This window comes from Ruegeria sp. CI5, assembly GCF_056536885.1.
In genome coordinates this window covers 167,338-192,310 of sequence record NZ_JBQFQN010000003.1, presented here as the reverse complement: position 1 = coordinate 192,310, position 24,973 = coordinate 167,338, and the positions used below count along the sequence as shown (strand labels likewise).

At 63.8% G+C, this 24,973-nt stretch carries 26 protein-coding genes; 19 read left to right on the top strand and 7 right to left on the bottom strand.

Going from position 1 to position 24,973, the window contains the following annotated elements; translation table 11 throughout:
* Positions 1–5 precede the first annotated feature (5 nt).
* The 5 genes from ACR0BA_RS11650 to ACR0BA_RS11630 all read left to right on the top strand — a co-directional run bounded on the left by ACR0BA_RS11650 (position 6) and on the right by ACR0BA_RS11630 (position 5,667).
* Complete coding sequence (locus ACR0BA_RS11650; protein ID WP_480728051.1) at positions 6–716, top strand: GntR family transcriptional regulator; 711 nt, start codon at positions 6–8, stop codon at positions 714–716.
* A 13-nt stretch (positions 717–729) separates the two neighbouring features.
* Entirely contained in the window at positions 730–1,830 is a 1,101-nt protein-coding gene (locus ACR0BA_RS11645) for a Gfo/Idh/MocA family protein (RefSeq protein WP_480728050.1), read from the top strand.
* Between the two features lie 182 nt (positions 1,831–2,012).
* The gene (locus tag ACR0BA_RS11640; protein ID WP_480728049.1) at positions 2,013–3,167 is read left to right on the top strand and encodes a phosphoserine transaminase; all 1,155 of its coding nucleotides are present in this window, start codon (positions 2,013–2,015) and stop codon (positions 3,165–3,167) included.
* A gap of 68 nt (positions 3,168–3,235) precedes the next feature.
* Complete coding sequence (gene serA / locus ACR0BA_RS11635) at positions 3,236–4,831, top strand: phosphoglycerate dehydrogenase (RefSeq protein ID WP_480728048.1); 1,596 nt, start codon at positions 3,236–3,238, stop codon at positions 4,829–4,831.
* A 107-nt stretch (positions 4,832–4,938) separates the two neighbouring features.
* A complete protein-coding gene (locus ACR0BA_RS11630) occupies positions 4,939–5,667 on the top strand; it encodes a metallophosphoesterase family protein (RefSeq protein ID WP_480728047.1) in 729 nt (242 codons plus the stop codon).
* Here the strand turns inward: ACR0BA_RS11630 and ACR0BA_RS11625 are convergent, their stop codons facing one another.
* The 3 genes from ACR0BA_RS11625 to ACR0BA_RS11615 form a co-directional block, all read right to left on the bottom strand.
* Positions 5,668–7,185, bottom strand: coding sequence for a malonate--CoA ligase (locus tag ACR0BA_RS11625; RefSeq protein WP_480728046.1), 1,518 nt, complete (start codon positions 7,183–7,185; stop codon positions 5,668–5,670).
* 77 nt (positions 7,186–7,262) lie between these two features.
* Entirely contained in the window at positions 7,263–7,967 is a 705-nt protein-coding gene (locus tag ACR0BA_RS11620; RefSeq protein WP_480728044.1) for a GntR family transcriptional regulator, read from the bottom strand.
* 28 nt (positions 7,968–7,995) lie between these two features.
* On the bottom strand, positions 7,996–9,357 hold the full coding sequence (locus tag ACR0BA_RS11615) for a formimidoylglutamate deiminase (protein WP_480728042.1): 1,362 nt from the start codon (positions 9,355–9,357) through the stop codon (positions 7,996–7,998).
* Positions 9,358–9,438: 81 nt separating this feature from the next.
* On the opposite strand from ACR0BA_RS11615, the gene hutI reads away from it, so the two are divergent.
* The 8 genes from hutI to ACR0BA_RS11575 all read left to right on the top strand — a co-directional run bounded on the left by hutI (position 9,439) and on the right by ACR0BA_RS11575 (position 16,769).
* Positions 9,439–10,647, top strand: a complete 1,209-nt coding sequence (gene hutI, locus ACR0BA_RS11610) for an imidazolonepropionase (protein ID WP_480728040.1) — start codon at positions 9,439–9,441, stop codon at positions 10,645–10,647.
* Positions 10,644–12,182 (top strand): histidine ammonia-lyase, encoded by a 1,539-nt coding sequence (hutH, locus tag ACR0BA_RS11605; RefSeq protein ID WP_480728038.1) that lies wholly within the window; start codon positions 10,644–10,646, stop codon positions 12,180–12,182. The genes hutI and hutH overlap by 4 nt, the downstream gene beginning before the upstream one ends.
* Entirely contained in the window at positions 12,179–12,994 is an 816-nt protein-coding gene (gene hutG, locus ACR0BA_RS11600) for an N-formylglutamate deformylase (protein WP_480728036.1), read from the top strand. The genes hutH and hutG overlap by 4 nt, the downstream gene beginning before the upstream one ends.
* Entirely contained in the window at positions 12,991–14,673 is a 1,683-nt protein-coding gene (gene hutU / locus ACR0BA_RS11595) for a urocanate hydratase (RefSeq protein WP_480728034.1), read from the top strand. The genes hutG and hutU overlap by 4 nt, the downstream gene beginning before the upstream one ends.
* A 72-nt stretch (positions 14,674–14,745) precedes the next feature.
* Entirely contained in the window at positions 14,746–15,624 is an 879-nt protein-coding gene (gene serB / locus ACR0BA_RS11590) for a phosphoserine phosphatase SerB (RefSeq protein ID WP_480728032.1), read from the top strand.
* Between the two features lie 50 nt (positions 15,625–15,674).
* Positions 15,675–16,004: an ArsR/SmtB family transcription factor gene (locus ACR0BA_RS11585; RefSeq protein WP_480728031.1), complete on the top strand. Its 330-nt coding sequence runs from the start codon at positions 15,675–15,677 to the stop codon at positions 16,002–16,004.
* Positions 15,992–16,429, top strand: a complete 438-nt coding sequence (locus ACR0BA_RS11580; protein WP_170433916.1) for an SRPBCC family protein — start codon at positions 15,992–15,994, stop codon at positions 16,427–16,429. The genes ACR0BA_RS11585 and ACR0BA_RS11580 overlap by 13 nt, the downstream gene beginning before the upstream one ends.
* A gap of 19 nt (positions 16,430–16,448) precedes the next feature.
* The gene (locus ACR0BA_RS11575) at positions 16,449–16,769 is read left to right on the top strand and encodes a YciI family protein (protein ID WP_170419976.1); all 321 of its coding nucleotides are present in this window, start codon (positions 16,449–16,451) and stop codon (positions 16,767–16,769) included.
* 3 nt (positions 16,770–16,772) lie between these two features.
* On the opposite strand, the gene ACR0BA_RS11570 is transcribed toward ACR0BA_RS11575, so the two are convergent.
* Positions 16,773–17,771 carry an asparaginase gene (locus tag ACR0BA_RS11570; protein ID WP_170510131.1) on the bottom strand — a complete coding sequence of 333 codons (999 nt, stop codon included), beginning with the start codon at positions 17,769–17,771 and terminating at the stop codon, positions 16,773–16,775.
* Between the two features lie 179 nt (positions 17,772–17,950).
* Here ACR0BA_RS11570 and ACR0BA_RS11565 point away from each other — a divergent pair, with 179 nt between their 5' ends.
* From ACR0BA_RS11565 to ACR0BA_RS11545, 5 genes are all read left to right on the top strand, one after another.
* On the top strand, positions 17,951–18,484 hold the full coding sequence (locus ACR0BA_RS11565; RefSeq protein ID WP_170342134.1) for an invasion associated locus B family protein: 534 nt from the start codon (positions 17,951–17,953) through the stop codon (positions 18,482–18,484).
* 161 nt (positions 18,485–18,645) lie between these two features.
* A complete protein-coding gene (locus tag ACR0BA_RS11560; protein WP_170342136.1) occupies positions 18,646–18,813 on the top strand; it encodes a hypothetical protein in 168 nt (55 codons plus the stop codon).
* Positions 18,814–18,900: 87 nt separating this feature from the next.
* Positions 18,901–19,278 (top strand): lysozyme inhibitor LprI family protein, encoded by a 378-nt coding sequence (locus ACR0BA_RS11555; protein WP_480728029.1) that lies wholly within the window; start codon positions 18,901–18,903, stop codon positions 19,276–19,278.
* An 89-nt stretch (positions 19,279–19,367) separates the two neighbouring features.
* Positions 19,368–20,555, top strand: coding sequence for a dual-specificity RNA methyltransferase RlmN (gene rlmN, locus ACR0BA_RS11550; protein ID WP_170364829.1), 1,188 nt, complete (start codon positions 19,368–19,370; stop codon positions 20,553–20,555).
* Positions 20,556–20,771: 216 nt separating this feature from the next.
* A complete protein-coding gene (locus ACR0BA_RS11545) occupies positions 20,772–21,392 on the top strand; it encodes a cytochrome P460 family protein (protein WP_480728028.1) in 621 nt (206 codons plus the stop codon).
* On the opposite strand, the gene ACR0BA_RS11540 is transcribed toward ACR0BA_RS11545, so the two are convergent.
* From ACR0BA_RS11540 to ACR0BA_RS11530, 3 genes are all read right to left on the bottom strand, one after another.
* Entirely contained in the window at positions 21,374–23,053 is a 1,680-nt protein-coding gene (locus tag ACR0BA_RS11540) for a U32 family peptidase (protein WP_480728026.1), read from the bottom strand. The two genes, ACR0BA_RS11545 and ACR0BA_RS11540, sit on opposite strands and share 19 nt — an antisense overlap.
* Positions 23,054–23,137: 84 nt before the next feature.
* Positions 23,138–23,482, bottom strand: coding sequence for a hypothetical protein (locus tag ACR0BA_RS11535; RefSeq protein WP_480728024.1), 345 nt, complete (start codon positions 23,480–23,482; stop codon positions 23,138–23,140).
* Positions 23,479–24,408 carry a DnaJ C-terminal domain-containing protein gene (locus ACR0BA_RS11530; RefSeq protein ID WP_170419979.1) on the bottom strand — a complete coding sequence of 310 codons (930 nt, stop codon included), beginning with the start codon at positions 24,406–24,408 and terminating at the stop codon, positions 23,479–23,481. Before ACR0BA_RS11530 ends, ACR0BA_RS11535 begins: the two co-directional genes overlap by 4 nt.
* A gap of 179 nt (positions 24,409–24,587) precedes the next feature.
* Between ACR0BA_RS11530 and ACR0BA_RS11525 the strand changes: the two genes are divergently transcribed.
* Entirely contained in the window at positions 24,588–24,971 is a 384-nt protein-coding gene (locus ACR0BA_RS11525; RefSeq protein ID WP_093964407.1) for a hypothetical protein, read from the top strand.
* The last annotated feature ends 2 nt before the right edge of the window (positions 24,972–24,973 follow it).

Sequence of the window (24,973 nt, the reverse complement as noted above, 5' to 3'; positions counted from 1 at the left end):
CCCGCGTGTCCCCATCGACCAGAAACCCCAACGCCCTGCCGATCTATGTGCAGATCGCCGAGCTGCTGATCCGCGACATCGCCGCCGGCCGGCTGATCGACGGCGAGCGTCTGCCGCCCGAGCGGGACATGGCGGCGCAGTTGAACGTCTCGGTCGGGACGTTGCGAAAATCGCTCGCCGAGCTGGAAAAAAAGGGGATGCTCGAGCGGATCCAGGGCTCGGGCAACTATGTGCGCGAGACCGGGACCCAGAACAGCGTCTATGCCATGTTCCGGCTGGAACTGCCCGAGGGCGGCGGCCTGCCGCGCGCCGACATTCTGTCGGTCGATCACCTGGACAAGCCCGCCGACCTGCCCGATTTCGGCACCTCGCGGCGCGGGTCGCGCGTGCGGCGGATGCGCTATCTGAATGACACAATCATCGCGGTCGAGGAGATCTGGCTGGACGAATCAGCCGGTCTGATCGACCGGCGGCTGCTGTCGGACTCGCTCTATCGCTATTACCAGCAGCAGCTTGGGTTCTGGATCACCCGCGCCGAGGATCGGGTTTCGGTCGGCCGGCTGCCCGACTGGACCCCTGCGAACTTCACCCGGCCGGCGGGCGAGACCGTCGGCTATATCGAGCGGTTCAGCTGGTCGGAACGGCCTGAACCCGTCGAGTTTTCGAAAACCTGGTTCGACCCGGACCGGGCAACTTACGTCCAACGACTGAAATGACGAGGAAACGCGCATGACCCGGACCATCAATTACGGGCTGATCGGATGTGGCATGATGGGGCAGGAGCACCTGCACAACATCGCCCTGCTGGAGGGCACGCAAGTGGCCGCCATTTTCGAGCCCGACCCCGGGATGGCGCGCGCCGCGCAGGCGATTGCGCCGGGGGCCAGGATGGTGCCGTCGCTGCAGGACCTGCTGGCGGTCGAAGACCTGGACTGCCTGGTGATCGCCAGCCCCAACCATCTGCATGTGGATCAGATCGCCCAGATCGCCGAAACGCGTCCCTTGCCTCTGTTGGTGGAAAAGCCGCTGTTCACCAACCCCGACGATGCGGCCCGTCTGGCCGAGATCGAGCGCAGCTATCCCTGTCCGATCTGGGTGGCGATGGAATATCGCTATATGCCGCCCATCGCGGCCCTGATCGCCGAGGCGCAGGACACCAGCGGCGGGGTCAAGATGCTGAGCATCCGCGAACACCGCTTTCCGTTCCTGGAAAAGGTCGGCAACTGGAACCGGTTCAACCGCAACACGGGCGGCACCTTCGTCGAGAAATGCTGTCATTTCTTCGACCTGATGCGCCTGATCCTGCAATCCGATCCTGTACGCGTCAGCGCCAGCGGCGGGCAGGCCGTGAACCATCTGGACGAAACCTATGACGGCGAGACGCCCGACATCCTCGACCACGGCTATGTCATCGTCGATTTCGCCTCGGGCGCGCGGGCGATGCTGGAGCTGTGTATGTTCGCCGAAGGTGCGCAGTATCAGGAGGAAATCTCGGTCGTCGGCCCCAAGGCCAAGATCGAGGCGCTGGTCCCTGGGCCGGGCCGGTTCTGGCCCGAACATCTGGGCGCGCCGCCGGTGCCGCAGCTGATCGTCAGCCCGCGCGACCCCAAGGGCCCTGTCGCCCGCGACATTCCCGTCGACCCGCGCCTGCTGGCGGCGGGCGACCACAACGGCTCGACCTTCTATCAGCACCAGGGCTTTCTGGCGCTGGTGCGCGGTGAGCGCGACGCCCCGGATGTCAGCCTGACCGACGGCATGTGGGCAGTACGCATGGGTCTGGCGGCGCAGCAATCGCTGGCCACGGGCGAAACCGTCCGGCTGGATCGCTGAGGTCTTTCTGCGGGTGCAAAATGCGCCGATCGGAAACCTGTGTTCCGATTTGGCGTCACCGCCCGTGTCGTTTTTGATATTCAAAGCGTCTTTTCCGCTTGCCCGCCCAACCGCGGCCCCCTAGGTCTGGCCGCGGGACACCCCTCCCCAACGAGGGGCGTATATCTGGAAGGGTAACACCAATGACCATCGAACGACCGGCAGCGCGGCCGGCCAATCCGCGTTTTTCCTCGGGCCCCTGCGCCAAACCCCCTACATTCGAGCTGAACAAGCTGGCTGGTGTCGCGCTGGGCAGATCGCACCGCGCCGCCGTCGGCAAGGACAAGCTGAAGGCCGCCATCGAAGGCACGCGCGAGCTGCTGGGCATTCCGGCCGACTATCGCATCGGGATCGTTCCGGCCTCGGATACCGGCGCGGTGGAAATGGCGCTGTGGTCGCTTCTGGGCGAACGCAAGGTCGAGATGCTGGCCTGGGAAAGCTTTGGCGCGGGTTGGGTTACCGACGTGGTCAAACAGCTGAAGATCGACGCCGAGGTGAAAACCGCCGATTACGGACAGATCGTCGATCTGGCGTCCATCGATTTCAACAATGACGTGGTCTTTACCTGGAACGGGACCACCTCGGGCGTGCGGGTTCCGAATGGCGACTGGATCGCCGATGACCGCGCCGGCCTGACCATCTGCGACGCCACCAGCGCCGCTTTCGCGATGGACCTGCCCTGGGACAAGCTGGATGTCACCACCTTCAGCTGGCAGAAGGTTCTGGGTGGCGAGGCCGCACATGGCATGCTGATCCTCAGCCCCCGCGCGGTCGAACGGCTGGAAAGCTATACCCCCGCGTGGCCGCTGCCGAAGATCTTCCGTCTGACCAAGGGCGGCAAGCTGATCGAGGGCATCTTCCAGGGTGCCACCATCAACACGCCGTCGATGCTGGCGGTCGAGGATTACCTGTTCGCGCTGGACTGGGCGCGCTCGGTCGGCGGGCTGCAGGGCCTGATCGCCCGCGCCGATGCCAATGCGCAGGCGATCTTTGACTTCTGCGACCAGAACGACTGGATCGACAACCTGGCCGAGGACCCGGCCACCCGGTCGAACACCAGCGTTTGCCTGAAGTTCACCGATCCGCGCATTCGCGACGGCGCAAGCTTTGCCAAGGCGGTCGCCAAGCGGCTGGAGGCCGAGAACGTGGCGCTGGACATCGGCGCCTATCGCGACGCGCCGGCCGGGCTGCGCATCTGGTGCGGCGGCACGGTCGAAACGTCCGACATCCAGGCGATGCTGCCCTGGCTGAAATGGGCGTTCGAGGCCGAGATCGCAGCCCAGGCCGAAGCCGCCTGACCCCTTCCCCCGACAAGATCCGGGCCGCGTCCGGCCCGGAGCCATCATCCCATTCAAGGACCACGCACATGGCCCCCAAAGTACTCGTATCCGACAAGCTCAGCGAAACCGCGGTTCAGATCTTCCGCGACCGCGGCATCGACGTGGATTTCATGCCCGACGTGGGCAAGGACAAGGAAAAGCTGGCCGAGATCATCGGCAACTATGACGGCTTGGCCATCCGCTCGGCCACCAAAGTCACCGAGAAGATTCTGGAAAAGGCCGACAAGCTGAAAGTGATCGGCCGCGCCGGTATCGGAACCGACAATATCGACAAGGACGCGGCCTCGAAAAAGGGCGTGATCGTGATGAACACGCCCTTCGGCAACATGATCACCACTGCCGAGCATGCCATCGCGATGATGTTCGCCGTGGCGCGCCAGATCCCCGAGGCCAATGCCAGCACCCATGCGGGCAACTGGGAAAAGTCCAAGTTCATGGGGGTCGAACTGACCAACAAGACGTTGGGCGTGATCGGCGCCGGCAATATCGGCGGCATCGTCTGCGACCGGGCGCAGGGGCTGAAGATGAAGGTCATCGCCTATGATCCCTATCTGGGCCAGGAGAAGGCCGACAAGATGGGCGTGGAAAAGGTCGAGCTGGACGAGCTGCTGGCGCGGGCCGATTTCATCACCCTGCACGTGCCGCTGACGGACCAGACCCGCAACATCCTCAGCCGCGAGAACCTGGCCAAGACCAAGAAGGGCGTGCGCATCATCAACTGCGCCCGCGGCGGTCTGGTCGACGAAGAGGCGCTGGCCGAACTGATCAAATCCGGCCATGTCGCCGGCGCGGGGTTCGACGTGTTCAGCGAGGAACCGGCCAAGGAAAACCCGCTGTTCGGCCTGCCCAACGTGGTCTGCACCCCGCATCTGGGCGCGGCGACCACCGAAGCGCAGGAAAACGTGGCGCTGCAGGTGGCCGAGCAGATCTCGAACTATCTGCTGACCGGCGCGGTGGAAAATGCGCTGAACATGCCCAGCGTCACCGCCGAAGAGGCCAAGGTCATGGGACCGTGGATCAAGCTGGCCGGCCATCTGGGCAGCTTCATCGGCCAGATGACCGACGAGCCGATCAAGGCGATCAACATCCTGTATGACGGCGTTGCGGCGCAGATGAACCTGGCCGCGCTGAACTGCGCGGTGGTGGCGGGGATCATGAAACGCTCGAACCCTGAGGTGAATATGGTCTCGGCTCCGGTCGTGGCCAAAGAGCGCGGCGTCAAGATCTCGACCACCAACCAGGACAAGTCGGGCGCCTTCGAGGGCTATATCAAGGTGACCGTGGTGACCGACAAGCGCGAACGCTCGATCGGGGGCACCGTGTTCAGCGACGGCAAGCCGCGCTTCATCCAGATCAAGGGCATCAACATCGATGCCGAAGTCGGTGCGCATATGCTGTACACCACCAACGAGGACGTGCCGGGCATCATCGGCACCTTGGGTAAGACCATGGGCGAGCATGGCGTGAACATCGCCAACTTTACCCTGGGCCGCGCCCAGGCGGGGGGCGAGGCGATCGCGCTGCTGTATGTTGACGAGCCGGTTCCGGCAGAAGCCCGCGCCAAGCTGGCCGAAACCGGGCTGTTCACCCAGATCAAGCCGCTGGAGTTCGACGTGGTTTGATCCGGCAAGACCCGGATGAAAGCGATTGACGCCTGCACCCGCCCGGTGCAGGCGTTGTCGTTGCAAAGGCCCGCAAATCCAACCCCGCCTGGAACGGAGACATGGACATGACCGCGCCCACCTACGCCATCGGTGATCTGCACGGCCAGACGGCCGAGTTCGACCGCGCCCTGTCCCTGATCGAACAGGATGGCGGGCGCGATGCGCGGCTCGTGTTTCTGGGCGACTACGTCGATCGCGGCCCCGACAGCAAGGGCCTGCTGGACCGGCTGATTGCCGGGCGCGACGCCGGGCGGAACTGGGTCACGCTGCTGGGCAACCATGACCGGATGTTCGCGTGGTTCCTGCAGGATGAGCCGCGCCATGATCCGCATCTTCTGGTCGGCTACCACTGGCTGCACGAGCGGTTGGGCGGCACCGAAACCCTGCGCAGCTATGGTGTGGAATTCGAAGACCGCACCCGCCTTCAGGATGTGCATCGCGCGGCCTTTGCGGCAGTGCCGGCCGCGCACAAGGCATTTCTGCGCGATCTGGTGCGGATGCACCAGACCCCCGAGCTGGCCTTTGTCCATGCCGGCATCCGGCCGGGCGTGCCGCTGAGCGCGCAGGCCGAGGACGATCTGGTCTGGATCCGTCAGAGCTTTCACGCCTGCGAAACCCCGCACCCCAAGCTGATCGTGCATGGCCACACGGTCGTGGACCGCCCCACCCATTACGGAAACCGCATCAATCTGGACAGCGGCGCGGGCTATGGCCGCCAAACCGGGGTTGCCGTGTTCGAGGGGCGCGACTGCTGGCTGCTGACTGAAGCCGGACGCGTGCCGCTGCGCCCCTGATCAGCCGCCCGCGAACATGTCCTTGTAGGCCTCGCGCAGGGCGTTTTTCTGCACCTTGCCCATGGTATTGCGCGGCAGTTCGTCCAGCAGGATCAGCCTGCGGGGATGTTTGAAACGGGCGAGGCTTTGGCTCAACGCCTCCATGATCGCATCCAGATCCGGTGCCGCGCCGGCCTCGGGCACCAGGATGCCCAGCACGGTCTCCCCGAAATCCGGGTGCGGCACGCCGATCACCGCGCTTTCCAGCACGCCGGGCTGGTCATCCAGAACCAGCTCGATTTCCTTGGGATAGATGTTGTAGCCGCCCGAAATGATCAGGTCCTTGCCGCGCCCGACGATATGCACATAGCCATCCGCGTCGATGCGGCCCAGATCACCGGTGATGAAGAACCCGTCCTCGCGCAGCTCGGCGGCGGTTTTCTCGGGCATCTGCCAATAACCCTTGAACACGTTCGGGCCGCGCACTTCGATCATGCCGATCTCGCCCTGCGGCAGCGGATCGCCCGTTTCGGGGTCGGTGATCTTCAACTCGACCCCCGGCAGCGGAAAGCCCACGGTTCCGGCCCGACGCTCGCCGTCATAGGGGTTCGAGGTGTTCATGTTGGTCTCGGTCATGCCATAGCGTTCAAGGATGCGGTGACTGGTGCGTTGCTCGAACCGCGTGTGGGTTTCGGCCAGTAGCGGCGCCGAGCCGGAAATGAACAGCCGCATGTGCCGGGTCAGATCTCCGGTGAACCGGTTGTCGTCCAGAAGCCGGGTGTAGAAGGTCGGCACCCCCATCATCGAGGTGGCCTTGGGCATCAGGCGCAGGATGTCGTCAAGATCGAAGCGCGGTAGAAAGATCATCGATCCACCGGCCGACAGCATGACATTGGTGGCCACGAACAGGCCGTGGGTGTGAAAGATCGGCAGCGCGTGCAGCAACACGTCGTCCGCTTTGAAGCGCCACTGCTGCACCAGCGTTTCGGCGTTCGACAGCAGGTTCGCCTGCGTCAGCATGGCACCCTTGGACCGCCCGGTGGTGCCCGATGTGTAAAGGAAAGCTGCGAGGTCATCCTCGGTCCTGTGCGCGGGTTCGAAGGCTGGCAACATCCCAAGCGCGCGCCGCATCAGGCTGCAGGAACCGTCCGCGTTCAGAGTTTCGAGCATCGCATTCTGCGCTTGGGCAATCGGCTCGATATCGGCTTGTGATTTGGCATCCGCGACAACCATCCGAGCACCGCTGTTTTCGATGAAATACCGCAGCTCGTCTGTCGTATAGGCGGTATTCAGCGGCAGAAATATCAGCCCGGCCTGAACGCAGGCTGCATAAAGCGCCAGCGCCTCGGGCGATTTCGCGACCTGCACCGCAACGCGGTCATCCGGTTCCAGTCCGCAGGCCGTCAAAGCGTTGGCGATCCGGGCCGCCATGTCCAGGAAATCGGCATGTGAGAGAACGCGTCCGTCCGGCAGATGCAGGAACGGCGTTGTCTTACCCGCGTGAATGCCGAAAAGTCGATCGTATAGCGGGTTGCTCATCCCGTTCTCCGTGTTGCCGTTGCTCGGTCAAGGCGAACCTGTACCGGAATCGGGCCGCGGTAAAGGCCCGGACAGCCTCAGAACCGGGTGGTCATCCGGTAACCGGCCGCGAAATACATCTTGGCGAAGGTAACTGGGCTGCCTTGCAACCAGGTGATACGTTCCGCGGTAAAGACCGGCTCGCCAACCGTTACGTCCAGAAATCCGGCCAGTTCGGCATCGGCGCGGCTTGCCAGAAAAGACAGCTCGACATTGGTGAAGGGGACCGTCTGAATCAGCCATTCATTGGGTCCCAGCGTCGAGAAATCAGCCTGTTCGACAGCCGGAACGCTGGCCGTAACGATCCAGCGATCCTCGAACTGAAACGGGGTGTTGTCCGAAAAATGCATGCACCGCACATGCATCACCCGTTGATCCGAACCCAGCGCCAGCCGCGCGGCCAGCCATTCGGGCGCCTGTTCGGCTTGGGCTGAAACAAGTGCATAGCGGTAGGTGCCGCCCAGAGCCTCGACCTCTTCCCGGACCAACGGGATGGTGAACCGGGCCTGTCTCTGCGGCGCGCTCAGCACCCGCGTACCGGCCTTCCGGCGACGTTCCAGGAAACCTTCCTCGGCCAGTTCGCGCAGTGCCCGATTGACCGTTGTACGCGTGCATGAAAACTCAACCGCAAGGTCCTGCTCGTTGGGCAGCAACATGTCCGGCAGCCACTGGCCCGAGCGGATGCGGTCAAGCACAGTCTGCTTGATTTCCTTGTAGCCGGTCGTGTCAGCGGTCTGGGTCATCTTGATCTCAACTCAGTTCTTTGCCGGTTCAGACGTCAGTCAACAGGTCTGCAATCGCGGCTTTGTAGTCTCTGATTATCGTCTCGCGCGCAATATGCCTGCCATCCCGCACCATATGACGGCCTGCCGACCACAGATCCGTTACCAGATCATCGGGTGCGGCAAAGCACAAGCCGTCCAGAAGCTGATGATCCGCCAGCGCGCAAAGCGTTGGGTGCGACCGGTCAAGCGCCACCAGGTCGGCCAGTTTGCCGACCGCGATCTCTCCGGCATTGCGGCCCAGAGCCTGCGCCCCGCCTTGTGCCGCGCCGGTGTACAACGCATGTCCCACGGAACCGTTGGCTGCCGCCAGAACCGCGCGGGATCGGTCGCGAAGGCGCTGGGAATATTCCAGACTGCGCAACTCTTCTGGCAGAGAAATCCGCACGTTGGAGTCTGATCCGACACCGAACCGTCCTCCAGCGTCAAGGTAGGGCACTCCGTTGAAGATCCCGTCGCCCAGATTGGCTTCTGTGATCGGACACAGGCCGGCCACGGCCTCCGAACGCGCCAGAGCGCGTGTTTCGGCGTCGTTCATCTGGGTGGCATGGATCAGACACCAGCGTGAATCGACTTTGGCATTGTCCAGAAGCCAGGCGACCGGGCGTTGGCCCAAAGCGGATTGCACGTCCTCGACCTCTTTCACCTGTTCGGCGATATGGATATGAACCGGACCCTCCGGAACCTGCGCCAGCAGCAGGGCCAAGTCCTTGGGTGAGGTGGCGCGCAACGAGTGCGGCGCGATGCCGACCACCGTGTCCGCGGCAAGATCTGCGGCAGCCGACCGGCACTCGTGATACAGGTCCATGAACCGGTCCACGTCATTGCCGAACCGCAGTTGGCCGCCAGACAGGGGCTCTTGGCGGACGCCGCCGTAGGAATAGAGAACCGGCAAATGGGTCAGACCGATTCCCGTCCGCAAAGCTGCTACGAGGATACGCTGGCTCAGCTCGGAAAGCTGGTCGTAGGGCGCTCCGCCGGGCTGGTGATGCACATAGTGGAATTCCCCGACTGCGGCATATCCGGCCTCCTGCATCTCAAGGAACACCAGCGCGGCGATGGCCTCCATCTGCTCGGGCGTCAACCTGTCGAGAAAGCGGTACATCAGATTTCGCCAGGACCAGAAGCTTTCCCGCCCGGCTGCGCGAAACTCGGTCATACCTGCCATAGCGCGCTGAAACGCGTGGCTGTGCAGGTTCGACAAGGCTGGCAGCAGGACATCAACGCAGGTGTCGGCCGACTGCGGACGCGCACCGGTCTCCAATCCCGTGATGACACCATTCGCAGTTTCGACCCTCAGGTTCGAAACCCAGTGAGAGCCTAACAAGGCGGCTTTGGCGTGGATATGCATCGGCGTTTCTTTTTGTGTAGACTTTAAGTTTTTACACGTATACGAAAAATTGAAACCCGAGGGGAGTCCAAAAGAATCGCGATGACCAGAAATTCGGTGATTTGTTGTCGGCGGATCGCAACCATGACGGATGGGGTTGCGTCCTATGGCTTGGTCGAAGACGCGGCGATTGCTGTTTCGTCGGGCCGGATCCAATGGATCGGGCGGCACCGAGATCTGCCGCCGGATCACGCCGACTGGCCGATCGTCGATTTTGCAGATCGGTTGATCACTCCGGGCCTGATCGATCCGCACACGCATGCGATTTTCGGGGGCAACCGGGCGGTTGAGTTCGAAATGCGGCTGAACGGCGCAACCTACGAGGAGATTGCGCGCGCCGGCGGGGGAATTCTGTCGACGGTCACCGCCACACGCGCCGCCAGTATGCAGGACCTGATCCAAGAGGCACTGCCTCGCATAGACGCCCTGTTGGCCGAGGGTGTGACCTGCATTGAAATCAAGTCCGGCTATGGACTGGATCAGGACACCGAGCTGCGCATGTTGCGCGCGGCCCGGGAAACTGCAAAGCAGCGCCCGGTGCGGGTCCGGACCAGCTTTCTGGGCGCTCATGCAGTGCCGCCCGAATTTACGGGGCGCGCGGACGCCTATATCGACACGGTCTGCATCCCGACCCTGCGCGCAGCCCATGCCGAGGGGCTGGTCGACGCAGTCGACGGGTTCTGCGAAGGCATCGCCTTTGACACCGTGCAGATCGCCCGGGTGTTCGACGCCGCGCGCGACTTGGGGCTGCCGGTCAAGCTACATGCCGAGCAATTGTCGAACTTGGGCGGGGCCCGGCTGGCGGCGTCTTTCGGCGCCTTGTCAGCCGATCACGTCGAATATGTGGATGCCGCCGGCGTGGCGGCCATGGCCGAGGCCGGAACGACCGCGGTTCTGCTGCCCGGCGCGTTCTACACGTTGCGGGAAACGCAGGCCCCGCCGATCGACCTGTTCCGCAAGGCCGGGGTGCCGATGGCCCTTGCGACCGATTGCAACCCGGGGTCCTCGCCGCTGACTTCGCTGCTGCTGACGATGAACATGGGCTGCACCCTGTTTGGCATGACCCCGGCCGAGGCGCTGGCCGGGGTCACCCGCAACGCCGCCCGCGCGCTTGGGCTGAGTGATGCCGGCACGATAGCGCCGGGGCAGCGGGCGGATCTGGCCGTGTGGGACGTCTCTCACCCGGCCGAGCTGGCCTATCGGATCGGGTTCAACCCGCTGCACGCGCGCATTTTCGGAGGGGAGGCATGAGTAGTCTGACCTTGGTTCCGGGGCAGGTCTCGCTGGCCCAACTGGCGGAGATCTACTGGACCGAAACGCCGGTGGTTCTGGATCATTGCTGTCGCCCGGCTGTTGAGGCCGCCGCCGCCCGCATCGCGGAGGCCGCCGCCGGTGACCAGCCCGTCTATGGCGTGAATACCGGTTTCGGCAAGCTGGCCAGCCTCAAGATCGCGGCCAAGGACACCTCGGCGCTGCAGCGCAACCTGATCCTCAGCCATTGCTGCGGGGTCGGCCCGGCGGTGCCGCGGCGGTTGGCGCGGCTGATGATGGCGCTCAAGCTGTTGTCCTTCGGGCGCGGCGCGTCCGGTGTGCGGTGGGCGCTGGTGGACCTGCTGCAACAGATGCTGATCCGTGGCGTGACCCCGGTGATTCCGGCGCAGGGCTCGGTGGGGGCCTCGGGTGATCTGGCGCCCCTGGCGCACATGACGGCGGTGGTCATCGGCGAGGGCGAAGCCGAGTTGGACGGTACGGTCATGCCGGGCGCCGAGGCATTGAAAAAGGTTGGGTTAGAGCCTGTTCAACTGGGGCCGAAAGAGGGCCTGGCCTTCATCAACGGCACCCAGTTCTCGACGGCCTACGCCTTGGCGGGCCTGTTCGAAGGCTGGCGCGCGGCGCAGAACGCGCTGGTCGTATCGGCCGTATCGACCGATGCCATCATGGGCTCCACCGCGCCGCTGCAGCCCGAGATCCATGCCCTGCGCGGTCATCGCGGCCAGATCGAGGCCGCCAACGCCATGCGCGCCGTGCTGCAGGGTTCGGAAATCCGCGAAAGCCATCGCGAGGGCGACAGCCGCGTGCAGGACCCGTATTGCATTCGCTGCCAGCCGCAGGTCACCGGTGCCGCGATGGACGTGATCCGGCAGGCTGCCGCGACTTTGCAGACCGAGGCCAACGCGGCCACTGACAACCCGCTGGTGCTGTCCGATCCCGACATGATCGTCTCGGGCGGCAATTTTCACGCCGAACCGGTCGGATTTGCCGCCGACATGATCGCGCTGGCCCTGTCCGAAATCGGTGCCATCGCGCAACGCCGGATCGCACTGATGGTGGATCCGACGCTCAGCTTTGATCTGCCGCCATTCCTGACCCCCGATCCGGGCTTGAATTCCGGATTCATGATCGCCGAGGTCACGACCGCCGCGCTGATGAGCGAGAACAAACATCTGGCCAATCCGTGCGTTACCGACAGCACGCCCACCTCGGCCAACCAGGAAGATCACGTCTCGATGGCCGCCCACGGGGCGCGGCGTCTGACGCGCATGGTGGAAAACCTGAACCACATTCTGGGGATCGAACTGCTCTGTGCCGCCCAGGGCGTCGAGTTCCGCGCCCCGCTGGTCACCAGCGCGCCCTTGCAGCGGGTGATTGCGCGGCTGCGCGCCGATATCCCGCCTTTGGCCGAGGACCGGTACCTGGCCCCGGAACTGGAGCGGGCCAAGGATCTTGTGGCCAGCGGCGCGATCCTCGAGGCGCTGGGCGTACCGCTGCCGGAGGTGATGGCATGACCGTGGTCGAGGTGCAGCGGGGGCAGGGCCCGATCGTGCTGGGCCAACCGCATGGCGGAACCTTCGTGCCCGAGGAGATACAAGCGCGCCTGAACCAGACCGGCCGGGCGTTGGCCGACACGGATTGGCACATAAACAGGCTCTATGAAGGGCTTTTTGGCGATGTGACGGTGGTTCAGTCCCGCGTGCACCGCTATGTGATCGACGCCAATCGTGACCCCGCAGGTCAGTCGCTCTATCCGGGGCAGAACACGACGACCCTGGTGCCGCTGACCGATTTTGACGGGCAACCCATCTGGCTCGAAGGGCAGGAGCCGTCGGAGGATGAAATCGAGGAGAGGCGCGAGAAGTTCCACGCCCCCTACCACGCCGCGATGCAGGAAGAGTTGCAGCGGGTGCGGGCCAGGCATGGCGTGGCGATCCTGTTCGACTGCCACTCGATCCGGTCGCGGATCCCCTTCCTGTTCGACGGAGAGTTGCCGGTGTTCAACACGGGCACCAATGACGGCACCACTTGCGCACCCGAGGTCGCGCAGGCGGTGGACGCCGTGGCTCAGGCGTCCGGCTGTACCGCGGTGCTGAACGGCCGGTTCAAGGGCGGTTGGACCACCCGGCACTATGGCCGCCCGGACAAGGGCATACATGCGATCCAGACGGAGATCGCCCAACGCGCCTATATGGACGAGACGCCGACCTGGGCCTGGCGCGCGGACCGGGCCGAACGCCTGCGCCCGCACCTGAAAGAGATGCTTGACCGCCTGCGCGCCCTGGCCCTGTCGGGCGCGCTGGCCGAAAAAGGAGCCCCGAAATGAGTGACCCGCGCAAGAACACCCGTGACGTTTTTCCGCCGACCGGGCCGGAGCTGAATGCCAAAAGCTGGCTGACCGAGGCCCCGTTGCGGATGCTGATGAACAATCTGCACCCCGACGTGGCCGAAAATCCGCACGAATTGGTGGTCTATGGCGGCATCGGTCGCGCAGCGCGGACCTGGAAGGATTTCGACACTATCGTGGCCAGTTTGAAGGATCTCGAGACCGACGAGACCCTGATCGTGCAGTCCGGCAAGCCGGTGGCGATCATCCGCACTCACAAGGACGCGCCGCGGGTTCTGATCGCCAATTCCAACCTCGTGCCGCATTGGGCGACCTGGGACCATTTCAACGAATTGGATCGGAAGGGCCTGGTGATGTACGGCCAGATGACGGCCGGGTCGTGGATCTATATCGGTACGCAGGGCATCGTTCAGGGCACCTATGAAACCTTCGCCGAGGCCGGGCGCCAGCACTATGGCGGCGACCTGACCGGCCGATGGATCCTGACCGGGGGGCTGGGCGGCATGGGCGGAGCACAGCCCCTCGCGGCAGTCTTCGCCGGGGCCTGCTGTCTGGCGGTGGAATGCAACCCCGACAGCATCGATTTCCGGCTGCGCACCAAATACCTGGATGAAAAGGCCGAAACTCTGGACGAGGCGCTCGCCATGATCGACCGCTGGGCCAAGGCGGGCGAGGCGAAGTCCGTGGGTCTGCTGGGCAATGCGGCCGAGATCTTTCCCGAGATCTACCGCCGCATGGCCGCCGGCGGGATGCGTCCCGACATCGTAACCGACCAGACCAGCGCCCATGATCCGATCAACGGGTATCTGCCCTTGGGCTGGACCTTGGCGCAATGGCGCGAAAAGCGGGAAACAGACCCTAAAGCAGTGGAAAAGGCCGCACGCGCCTCGATGAAGCAGCATGTCGCGGCGATGGTCGATTTCTGGAACGCGGGCGTGCCGACGCTGGACTATGGCAACAACATACGGCAGGTGGCGCAGGACGAGGGGCTTGAGAACGCCTTTGCCTTTCCCGGTTTCGTCCCGGCCTATATCCGCCCGCTGTTCTGCCGTGGCATCGGCCCGTTCCGCTGGTGCGCGCTGTCGGGCGACCCCGAGGATATCTACAAGACCGACGCCAAGATGAAGGAGCTGTTCCCCGAGAACGAGCATCTGCATCGTTGGCTGGATATGGCGCAGGATCGGATCGCGTTTCAGGGCCTGCCCGCGCGGATTTGCTGGATCGGGCTGGGCGATCGGCACCGGGCCGGACTGGCCTTCAACCAGATGGTCGCGAACGGAGAACTGAGCGCACCGGTCGTCATCGGCCGGGATCATCTGGACAGCGGCTCGGTCGCCAGCCCCAACCGCGAGACCGAGGCGATGCTGGACGGCTCCGACGCCGTGTCGGACTGGCCGCTGCTGAACGCGTTGATCAACACCGCCAGCGGCGCGACCTGGGTGTCGTTGCATCACGGCGGCGGGGTCGGCATGGGCTTCAGCCAGCATGCGGGCGTGGTGATCTGCGCCGACGGCACCGAGGACGCCGCGCGGCGGCTGGAGCGGGTGTTGTGGAACGACCCGGCCTCGGGCGTGTGGCGTCATGCGGATGCGGGGTATGACATCGCCAAGGACTGCGCCCGCGAACACGGGCTGCGCCTGCCGGGCATTCTGGGCTAGCGGCGCGGAATTGGCCTCTGGCGGAAATGCTGCACCTGCGATATGCGCAGGGCAGGCTGCCGGAGGATCAAGATGTACGTTGCCACCCTGTTGACCAACCCCAAGACGCCGTCGCTGGACGGGGCGCTGATCGACTCGCTGCGCAATGCCTGGGGCGGGGGCGACATCCAGTGGCTGAGCCCCGACGAGGCGGCCGAATTTGCCCTGCCGGCGGTTCCGGCCAACCGTTGGGATGTCTGGGCCGACCTGCAGAAATTGGACGTCGATCTGGTGGTGCAGCCGGCCGAGGGCCGCCGCAAGAAGATGCTGCTGGCCGATATGGACAGCACGATGATCCAGCAGGAATGCATCGACGAACTGGCCGACGAGGCCGGGGTAGGCGAGCGGGTCAAGGACATCACCGCCCGCGCCATGAATGGCGAGCTGGATTTCGAAGGCGCGCTGACCGAGCGGGTGGGCCTGCTGAAGGGGCTGGACGTGTCGGTGATCGACCGGGTGCTGAACCAGCGCATCACCCTGATGCCGGGCGGCCGCGAACTGGTGGCGACGATGCGGGCCAATGGTGGCTATGCCGCGCTGGTCTCGGGCGGGTTCACGGCGTTCACGGCCCGCGTGGCCGAGCTGCTGGGTTTTGACGAGAACCGCGCCAACACGCTACTGGCGGAGGACGGCAAGCTGACCGGTGACGTGCAGCGCCCGATCCTGGGCCGTCAGGCCAAGGTCGAGGCGCTGGAGCAGATATCGGCCCGGCTGGGTATTTCCGAGGCCGAAGTGATCGCCGTGGGCGACGGGGCGAATGACCTGGGCATGCTGGAGCGCGCCGGAACAGGCGTGGCCCTGCACGCCAAGCCCTCGGTCGCCGCGCAATGCGACGTGCGCATCAACCATGGCGACCTGACCGCGCTGCTGTACCTGCAGGGATATGCCCGATCGGACTTTGCGCGGGGCTGATCCGACGGTTTCGGGTTCCCATTGTTTAACATTCGTGTTAATCAATAGCTATGAACACGCTGCTCGATGCCTTTTCGGCCCTGTCCGACCCGACCCGATTCACGATCGTTGAACAACTGATGGATCACGGCGAACTGCCTGCCGGAGACCTAGCCCAGGGCAAGGGCATGTCCGGCGCGGCCATTTCCCGGCACCTGAAGGTGCTGCGGCAGGCCGGGCTGGTGAACCAGTGCGTGAACGGCACCCAGCGCATCTATTCGATCCGCCCCGAGGGGCTGCGGGCGATTGCCGAATGGACCATCTCGAAACGCCAGTTCTGGGAGGCCAGCCTGAACCGCCTGGGCGACATTCTGCAGGAGGACCCCTCATGGCCGACCTGAAGCTGGTGCGTGACTTTCCGGTCAGCGCCGAAACCCTGTTCGCCTGGATCAGCGACGGAACCAGATTGTTGCAGTGGTGGGGGCCCGAAGGGGTCGAGGTGCCGGAGCACGATCTGGATTTCTCGCGCCTTGGGCCGTGGTATTCGGTCATGGTCAATGGTGACGGGCAGCGGTTCAAGGTGTCCGGGCATGTGACCCATGTGGACCCGCCGAACTCGGTCGGGTTCACCTGGGGCTGGCATGACGACCAGGACCAGCGCGGCGCCGAGAGCCATGTAAAGCTGGCGGTCGAGCCGACCGACACCGGAGCGCGCCTGATCCTGGATCACCGCGATCTGGGCGATGACGACGTCTCGGCCAATCATGAAAGCGGCTGGACCTCGTCGCTGCGCAAGCTGGAAGCCCGGCTTGCCAACCCCGTCTGACCAAAAGGGAGACCAGAAAATGCCTCAGTACCTGTTTGTCTATCACGGCGGCACCACGCCGACCGACCCGGCCGAGATCGAAGCCACCATGGCCGCCTGGGGCGCGTGGTTCCAGAACATGGGGCCGGCGCTGGAAATCCCCGGCAACCCGGTGGGCCAGTCCCATACCGTCAGCGCCGATGGCGTGGCCGGCAATGGCGGGCCGAACCCGGCCTCGGGCTTTACAGTGGTTAAGGCCGACAGCGTCGAAGCCGCCACCGAGATGGCCAAGGGCTGCCCCATGGTGGTCAACGGCTCGGGCTCGGTCGAGGTGGCCGAGATCCACGAGATCGAGATGTGACCCTCAGCCGGGGAAACCTGGCGCGGGGCGGATCACGCCGCATTCCAGCCCGCGGCGGCTGTATTGCGTGGCGTTCATGAATTTGCGCGTGGCCGGGTGATCGGCCTCGAGCACGCCGAGGCTGACGAGAATGGCGGCGATGGCACACTCGCTGGCGCGGGTGGCGCCATCGGTGATCTTCAGCGCCACACCCATCTTCTTTTCCGGGATGATCGCGACGAACACGGCCTCGGCCCCGGTCTTGATCGCGGCACGGCCGTTCATCGCCCGCATCAGTTCGGTGCAGGCGCGGGTTTCGCCCGCCACCAGCTCGGGGTGGGCGACCATCGCCCGGGTCAATTGCAGGGCCGCGTCGCTGGCCCGGTCCGACCGGTCGCCGGCCGAGGCAAACCACGCCATCGACCGCGCCAGCCCCACCAGCGAAGTGGCGAAATTGGGCGCCGAGCAACCGTCGATCCCGTAACAGGGGCTGTCCTCGCCCGTGGTCTCTTCGAAAGCCGATAGGCAGGCCTGCTGCACGGGGTGGTCGATCTCGATATATTCCGGGCCTGCGCCCATGTGTCGGGCCAGGGTCAGGAACCCGCAATGCTTGCCCGAGCAGTTGTTGTGGATCTGGCAGGGGGTGTCGTCGGCCAGGATCAGGCCGTCGCGCGCGGCCATGTCGGCCGGCTCCTGCGGGCCGCAGCGCAGATCGGGCTCGGACAGGCCCAGGTGATCCAGCCAAGCGGTCACGCGCTCGGTATGGATCGCCGCGCCGTTGTGCGAGGCGCAGGCCAGCGCCAGATGCTCGGAGCCAAGTCCGTATTTGGCCGCCGCGCCTGAGGTGATCAGCGGCAGCGCCTGGATCATCTTGGCTGACGACCGCGGATAGATCACTGCGTTCGGATCGCCCCAGCTGCGCACGATCTGGCCGCTGTCGTCGCAGATCACCGCATGGCCCAGATGAAGGCTCTCCAACAGCGGTCCGCGCCACAGTTCGGTCATCGGTACTGGCTGCGTCATGTCGTCCCTCCGGAATGTGCGCAAAATTCTGCCAATCGCCCTTTCGCCTGTGGCGAAACCTGCGTTAGTGTGTGTATGTCGGCAATCATCCGGATGCGCAACTGCAACAGACGGACCGTCAGGGTTCGCGGCCTTCCGGGATGGAGTTGAGGTGTGGGTCGAGCCAGGAGGCTGAACGAATGAAAACAATGCTCGCCCGCGTATGCGCGGGCCTTTGTGTGGCAGGGATGGCCACGACAGCGATCGCCCAGCAGGCGACCAGTACGAACCGTGTGTCCGCTCAGACTGATTGGAGCGTGTTCGTCGAAGACGATCCGACCGAGTGCTGGAGCGTATCCGCCCCCAAGGAGACCGTGAATACCCGCGGTGGCCGTGTGGTATCGGTGCGTCGCAGCGACATTCTGCTGTTCGTGTTTTATCGCCCCAACGCCGAGGTCAAAGGCCAGGTGACATTCACCGGAGGCTACCCATTCGCGCCCGGGTCCACGGTGAATCTGGAAATCGACGGGTCCGAGTTCGAACTGTTCACCGAGGGCGAGTGGGCGTGGCCCGCCAGCGCCGCGGATGATGCCAAGATCGTCACGGCGATGAAGCGCGGGACCGAGGCCGTGTTGACCGCACGGTCCGAACGCGGCACCCAGACCAAGGACACGTTCTCGTTGCTGGGCTTTACCGCAGCCATCGAAGACGCCGAGAAGCGCTGCACCAAGTAACTGCCCAACCCGTCCAGATCTCGTGCCCCGCCAAAATGGCGGGGTTTTGCGTTTTTGTGCATCCGTTTACGCAACGTCGGTGCCAAAACTTGATCCGCATCAAGGCTGACGGACTCGATTTCTGAACCAATCGGTTCAGACAACGAAGAAGGAGTCCAGACATGTCGACCAAACCCCTTATTGCGGTTCTGATTGTTGCAGCGGCAACTCTGAGCGCGTGCGAGAAATCCACCGAAACCTATCCGGTCACGGGCGAGCAATGCGGCCCGAATGATCCGGTCAAGACACTGGATGCCGAGGACTGCTACATCCCGCCAGCAGGGGTGTGATCGCCCGCTGCATCTAAATCGTGCCCAAGCCTGACCGCTGTGCTAAGCTCTGTCTGAAACCGTGGGTGGACAGGCGAGGAGACGGACATGCGTTGGGTTTGGGCAGCAATTCTTTTTCCGGCATCGGCATTTGCAGACCCTGCGCTGGAATGCGCCGATGCCGGATCTCAGGTCGAGATCGGGACATGCGTCGGTCGGGCCGAGACCAATGTCGAGGCCGCTTTGGTCGCGGCGTTTGGGTTCGCAGTCGATGCGGCGAAGGAACTGGACGAAGTGACGGGTCGGGCTGTTGCTTTGCCAGCGCTTGAAACTTCTCAAGAGGCCTGGAAGACTTATCGCGATGCGCAGTGCGAAGCAGTTGGCGCGTCTTTTGGTGGTGGATCCGGAACGGGCATTGCGATCACCTCGTGCCGGGTCGAGTTGGGGCGGGCCCGTGTCACCGAACTGTTGCGGTTCCTCGACTGACATTCGGACAGGTTCGCACGAATCCTTTTGATCTTTGGCGGCGTTCCTATATAGAGGCGCATCCCAAGCCAGAACGCCCGAGAACCGCCATGTCCGCCAAAGCGCCGATCACCCAGGATGTCATGACCATTCCCCGCAAATTGCCCGAGGGAACGATCAACCTTGTCGGTCTGACCCGCGACCGGCTGCGCGAGGTTCTGATCGAACATGGAACGCCTGAAAAGCAGGCCAAAATGCGGGTGAACCAGATCTGGCAGTGGATCTATCAATGGGGCGTGCGCGACTTTGACCAGATGACCAATCTGGCCAAGGCCTATCGCGCGCAGCTGGCCGAGAATTTCGTGATCGAAATCCCCGAGGTGGTTACCCGCCAGGTCTCGGAGGATGGTACCCGCAAGTACCTGGTGCGCATTGCCGGAGGGCACGAGGTCGAGGTCGTCTACATCCCCGAAGAGGATCGCGGCACGCTGTGCATCTCGTCGCAGGTGGGCTGCACGCTGACCTGTTCGTTCTGCCACACCGGAACGCAGAAGCTGGTGCGCAACCTGACTGCGGCCGAGATCATCGGTCAGGTGATGATGGCGCGTGACGATCTGGACGAATGGCCGACCCCGGGCGCGCCCAAGAACGAAACGCGCCTGCTGTCCAACATCGTGCTGATGGGCATGGGCGAGCCACTGTACAATTTCGAGAACGTCCGCGACGCGATGAAGATCGCGATGGATCCCGAGGGCATTTCCCTGTCGCGCCGGCGGATCACCCTGTCGACCTCGGGCGTGGTACCCGAAATCGCACGCACGGCGGAAGAGATCGGCTGCCTGCTGGCGATCTCGTTCCACGCCACCACGGACGAGGTGCGCGACGTTCTGGTCCCGATCAACAAGCGTTGGAACATCGAGGAACTGCTGCAGGCGCTGGCCAGCTATCCCAACGCGTCGAATTCGGAGCGGATCACCTTTGAATACGTGATGCTGGACGGCGTGAACGACAGCGACGAGGACGCACATCGCCTGATCGACCACATCAAGCGCCATAACATTCCGGCCAAGATCAACCTGATCCCGTTCAACGAATGGCCCGGTGCGCCATACAAGCGCAGCTCGAACAACCGGATCCGGGCCTTTGCCAACATCATCTATCAGGCCGGGTATGCCTCGCCCATCCGCAAGACGCGGGGCGAGGACATCATGGCCGCCTGCGGCCAGCTGAAATCGGCCACCGAGCGCGCCCGCAAATCGCGCCGCCAGATCGAGGCCGAGGCCGGGCTGAAAGGTTGATCTGACGCCCGCGGGTTCGCGGGCAAATGGTGTGTGATTCTACGGCCGGATTTGGTAGTCTTGATCCATGAGAGGTGCGCGGTTGCGCGCACGTAAAATCTGCGCACAAGACGGTGAGTTGGACAGTCCGGTTCTGGTGCGTTTCGTCCAGTCCGCTCATATTTGTCGGGGAAATCTGCGGAATTCAGGCAAGCCTTGAACAGGGTGGGCCAATACATGAACGCACTGACGAAACTGTCCACGATCTGCATGACCGCCGTATTGGTGGCATCGGGCGCCGCCATTGCATGGGCGCAATCCAACGGGACCGAGGCGCATCTGGCGATCGAGAACCCGGCGGAGCTGAGCAAAGAGGCCGCGCGGCAGCACTATCGTGCCCTCAGGAAACAGATGGATCGCGGCTATGCCACCGCGCATCTGGATCAACTGATGAACTATCAGAACTGGCCGCTGTTCAACGACGCGCCGTACCTGTCGGCCACGCATGGGCAACGCTACGTCAACAGCTATGCCAACCGGATGGCCCACAATTACGGCACGTTGCAACCGTGGGATAAGCTGCCCGTGGGCTCGGTCCTGGCCAAGGACAGCATGACCGTCACGGATGAGGGCAGGGTACATCCCGGCGCTCTTTTCGTGATGGAGAAATTGCCCGAAGGCACCAGCCCCGACACCGCCGACTGGCGCTATGTCATGGTGATGCCCGACGGGTCGCTGTTTGGCGACACGATGGGGGATCGCGCGGGGGCGGTTGCCTATTGCCATGACTGCCACGAAGCGGTGGCCGACCGCGACTATACGTTCTTCGTGCCCGAGGATTACCGCGTCGGCAACTGATCGCGGGCCGCGTCACCGGGCAGCTTCAGGGCGGCGGCCTCGCGCCGGCTGAGCTGCTCTCCCTGCTTGCGTTTCGACAGAACCTCGCGCGCCAGGGCGTATTTGTCATCCTGCCAGAAGATCAGGCAGCCGTTGCAGCCTTTGCCGCAGCAGCCCTCGGTGCCTACGCGGTTGGTCTTGAACCGGCGCGCGGTGCCGTCCTGACCGATCTTCTCCACCAGCTCGTCCCGGCGGCGGGCATAGGCGGCGGGATTGTCGCGCCCCGAGGTTTCCAACCCCTGCACCAGCTTGTCAAAACGGATGCGGCTCCAATGTTCGTCGGTCAGAGCGCGCTCCTTGCGCAGGACCGAATATACCGGGAAACGGGCGCGCAGGTCGTCGGGGTCTTCGTGATCGAACAGGGAAAACGGCAGGCGGATCACGGTTTTCGTGCTGCCATGCACCACGTCCAGCTTGGCGCCGTCACTGGCGCGTTCGAATTCGTAGACGCGCAGCAGGACCGTCTCGCGCGAGATGGGCGAGACGAAATCCAGCACGTCCCCGGGTTCAAGCTTGTTCTTCACCTCGACCAGGAAGGCATCCTCGGTCACGTCGGTCACCAGTCCGGCATATTCCCATTGGGCGATGGTCGCGGTGTGCTCGTAATCATGCGCGTAATTGGTCAGCCGCCCTTCGTGAAAGGCCAGCGTGTAGCCGCGGTTCCCCACGGTCTCCAACTCGCGCATGTACGGCTTCGGGTCCCAGTTCTCGGGGTCGGCATAGTAATCGTCGATGGCCATGCGATAGGCGCGCGCGACGATGGCGGCGTAGTATTCCGACTTGCCGCGCCCCTCGACCTTGAGGCTGTCGACGCCGATCTTCAGGTATTCGTCAAGCTTGGGCATGATGCACAGATCGCGCGAATTGAGGATGTACGAGCCGCGATCATCCTCTTCGATCGGCATCAGTTCACCCGGGCGGCAGCCTTCTTCCAGCAGGAATTCGAACAGGTCGGCGTTTTCCTCGGTGATCCGCAGTTCCTGATGGGTGCTGTCCTTCAGGCGCAGCTTCAGCGCATAGTTCCAGCGGCAGGAATTGGCGCAGTTGCCCTGGTTGGCGCCGCGTTCCGCCATGAAATTCGACAGCAGGCAGCGGCCCGAATAGGTCATGCACATGGCGCCGTGCACGAAAGCCTCGAGCCGGATGTCGGGGCATTTCTCGCGAATCTCCACCAGTTCGGGATACGAGACCTCGCGCGCCAGCACCACCAGTTCGGCGCCCTGATCCTGCCAGAACTTCACCGACAGCCACGAACAGATATTGGCCTGGGTCGAGATATGCAGCGGCAGTTCGGGCGCGCGGTCGCGCACGTACTGGAACACGCCGGGGTCGGCGATGATCAACCCGTCGGGCCGCACCTTGCGGACCGTGTCGATGTATTCGTCCAGCTTGGGGATGTCCTTGTTGTGCGAGAACAGGTTCAGCGTCAGGTAGGCGCGGCGGCCATGCGCGTGGCAGAACTCGACCCCTTCAATCACCTCGTCCAGCGAAAACTCGGACTTGGTGCGCAGAGACATGTCGGGCGTGCCCAGATACACCGCATCCGCCCCGTACAGGACGGCCAGTTTCAGCTTGCGCAGATTGCCCGCAGGCATCAGCAATTCCGACTTGGTCCGTGTCATCGCAGCACCCGGTTCTGAATCGATGGCGCCTTCTAAGGCAAAACCACCGAGTCCAGAAGGGCAAACCCGCCTTGCACGCAGGCCCTAGCTGCGGCGGAACCGCGCTGTTCCGATCCGTTCGACCAGCTTGCTGCGCACCGGGTCGGGCTGGGCGTCGATGGCGCGCAGCACTTCGCGCAGTTCGGCCCGCAGGCCGTGCATCTGGTCGATCAGCGACAGCACCATCGACAGGGCGTCGGGCTCCATCTCGTACTGGTTGTCCAGCTCGCAGGCCAGTTGCAGGCGCGCCATGTCCAGCCGCTCGTAGACAAGCCCCTGGTCGGACTGGCGCGGGATCACGATCCGGGCGGACAGGAATCGGGACAACCGCTCGGACGTCAGGTTCTGGACGGCTTCGATCAGTTCGGCTTCGGTCAGAGAACGGGTCATGCCGGCATTCCTTTCCGCGGGTCATAGCTGTGCGACTTGCGCCAGTTCTGCATGAACTGCTTCAGCTCGTCATCGATCTTGTCGGGCATCACCACGCTCAGCTCGATCAGCTGGTCGCCGCGTTTGTCCGAGCCGCGTTTCCTGACGCCCTTGCCGCGCAGGCGCAGGGTCTTGCCGCTGCTTGTGCCCTCGGGCACGGTCACGTTCACGCGGCCGTCGATCGTGGGCGCGGGGACCTTGCCGCCCAGAACGGCCTCGTCGATGGTGATCGGCAGGGTGATGCGGATGTCGTCGCCCTCGCGCTCGAACACCGGGTGTTCGGCCACGCGGATCGTGACCAGCGCGTCGCCCGGCGGCCCCTCGCCATAGCCCGGCGCGCCCTTGCCACGCAGGCGGATGGTCTGGCCGTCGGTGATGCCGGCGGGGATCTTCACCTCGATCCGGTCGCCACTGGGCAGGGTCAGCTTTTGCGTGGCGCCAAAGACCGCGTCCAGGAAACTGATCTGCAGGCTGTAGTTCACGTTGTGACCGGGCGCATGAAACTCGCGCGCACGCCCCCCGCTGAAGCCACCGTTGCCACGGTTGCCGAAGAACTGGGCGAAGATGTCGGACATGTCGTCGTCCTCGACCCCGCCGCCCGCGCGATAGGGGTTGCCCGCGGTTTCCGCATATTCGCGGTAGTATTGCTGCTGCGGGCGTTCTTGGCCCGAAGCGTCGATCTCGCCCCGGTCGAATTTTGCCCGGGTTTCGGGGTCTTTCAAAAGGTCATAGGCTGCGGCGGCGGCCTTGAACTTGGCCTCGGCCTTGGCGTCCCCGGGCTTGAGGTCCGGGTGGCAGTCCTTGGCGATGCGCCGGTAGGCTTTCTTGATTTCGGCGGCACTGGCGTCTTTCGAGACGCCCAACACCGAATATGGATTGTCGCTCATATATCTCTCGTTTCTGATGGGTTTCGCCAGTGGACGTTGTTGGCAGTTAACCTTTCAGATTGTGTCGTGTCATGGAATTTCAACAGGACCGAACGCCGAGCGGTTTGAATTTTCTCGAAAAATTCCGGCATCCTGATAATATCCGCATGTTTCGAACTGTTGCGGATGGAGTCAAACGCATGTCACGCAGAATCAAGTCGGCCCTGGCCCTGTTGGCGGGCAATGCCATCGGTCTGTTGCTGGCCAGCCTGTTGCTGACCGGCTTTTCGATCAAACCGGTGTCCTTCATCGTGGTAGTGATCGTGTTCACCCTGGTTCAGGTCGTGGCCGAGCCATTGATCCTAAAGATCGGGGAAAAGAACGTGCCGGCGCTGAAGGGCGGCATCGCGCTGGTGGTCACCTTCGTGGGCCTTCTGATCACCGATCTGGTCGCCGCAGGGCTGACGGTGGGCGGCATCTCGAACCTGCTTGCGGCGACGCTTCTGGTTTGGCTGGGCGCCTTGATTGCGGGGGTTCTGCTGCCGATCTACGTCTTTACCGAACTGCGCGAGCCCAAGAAATAAGG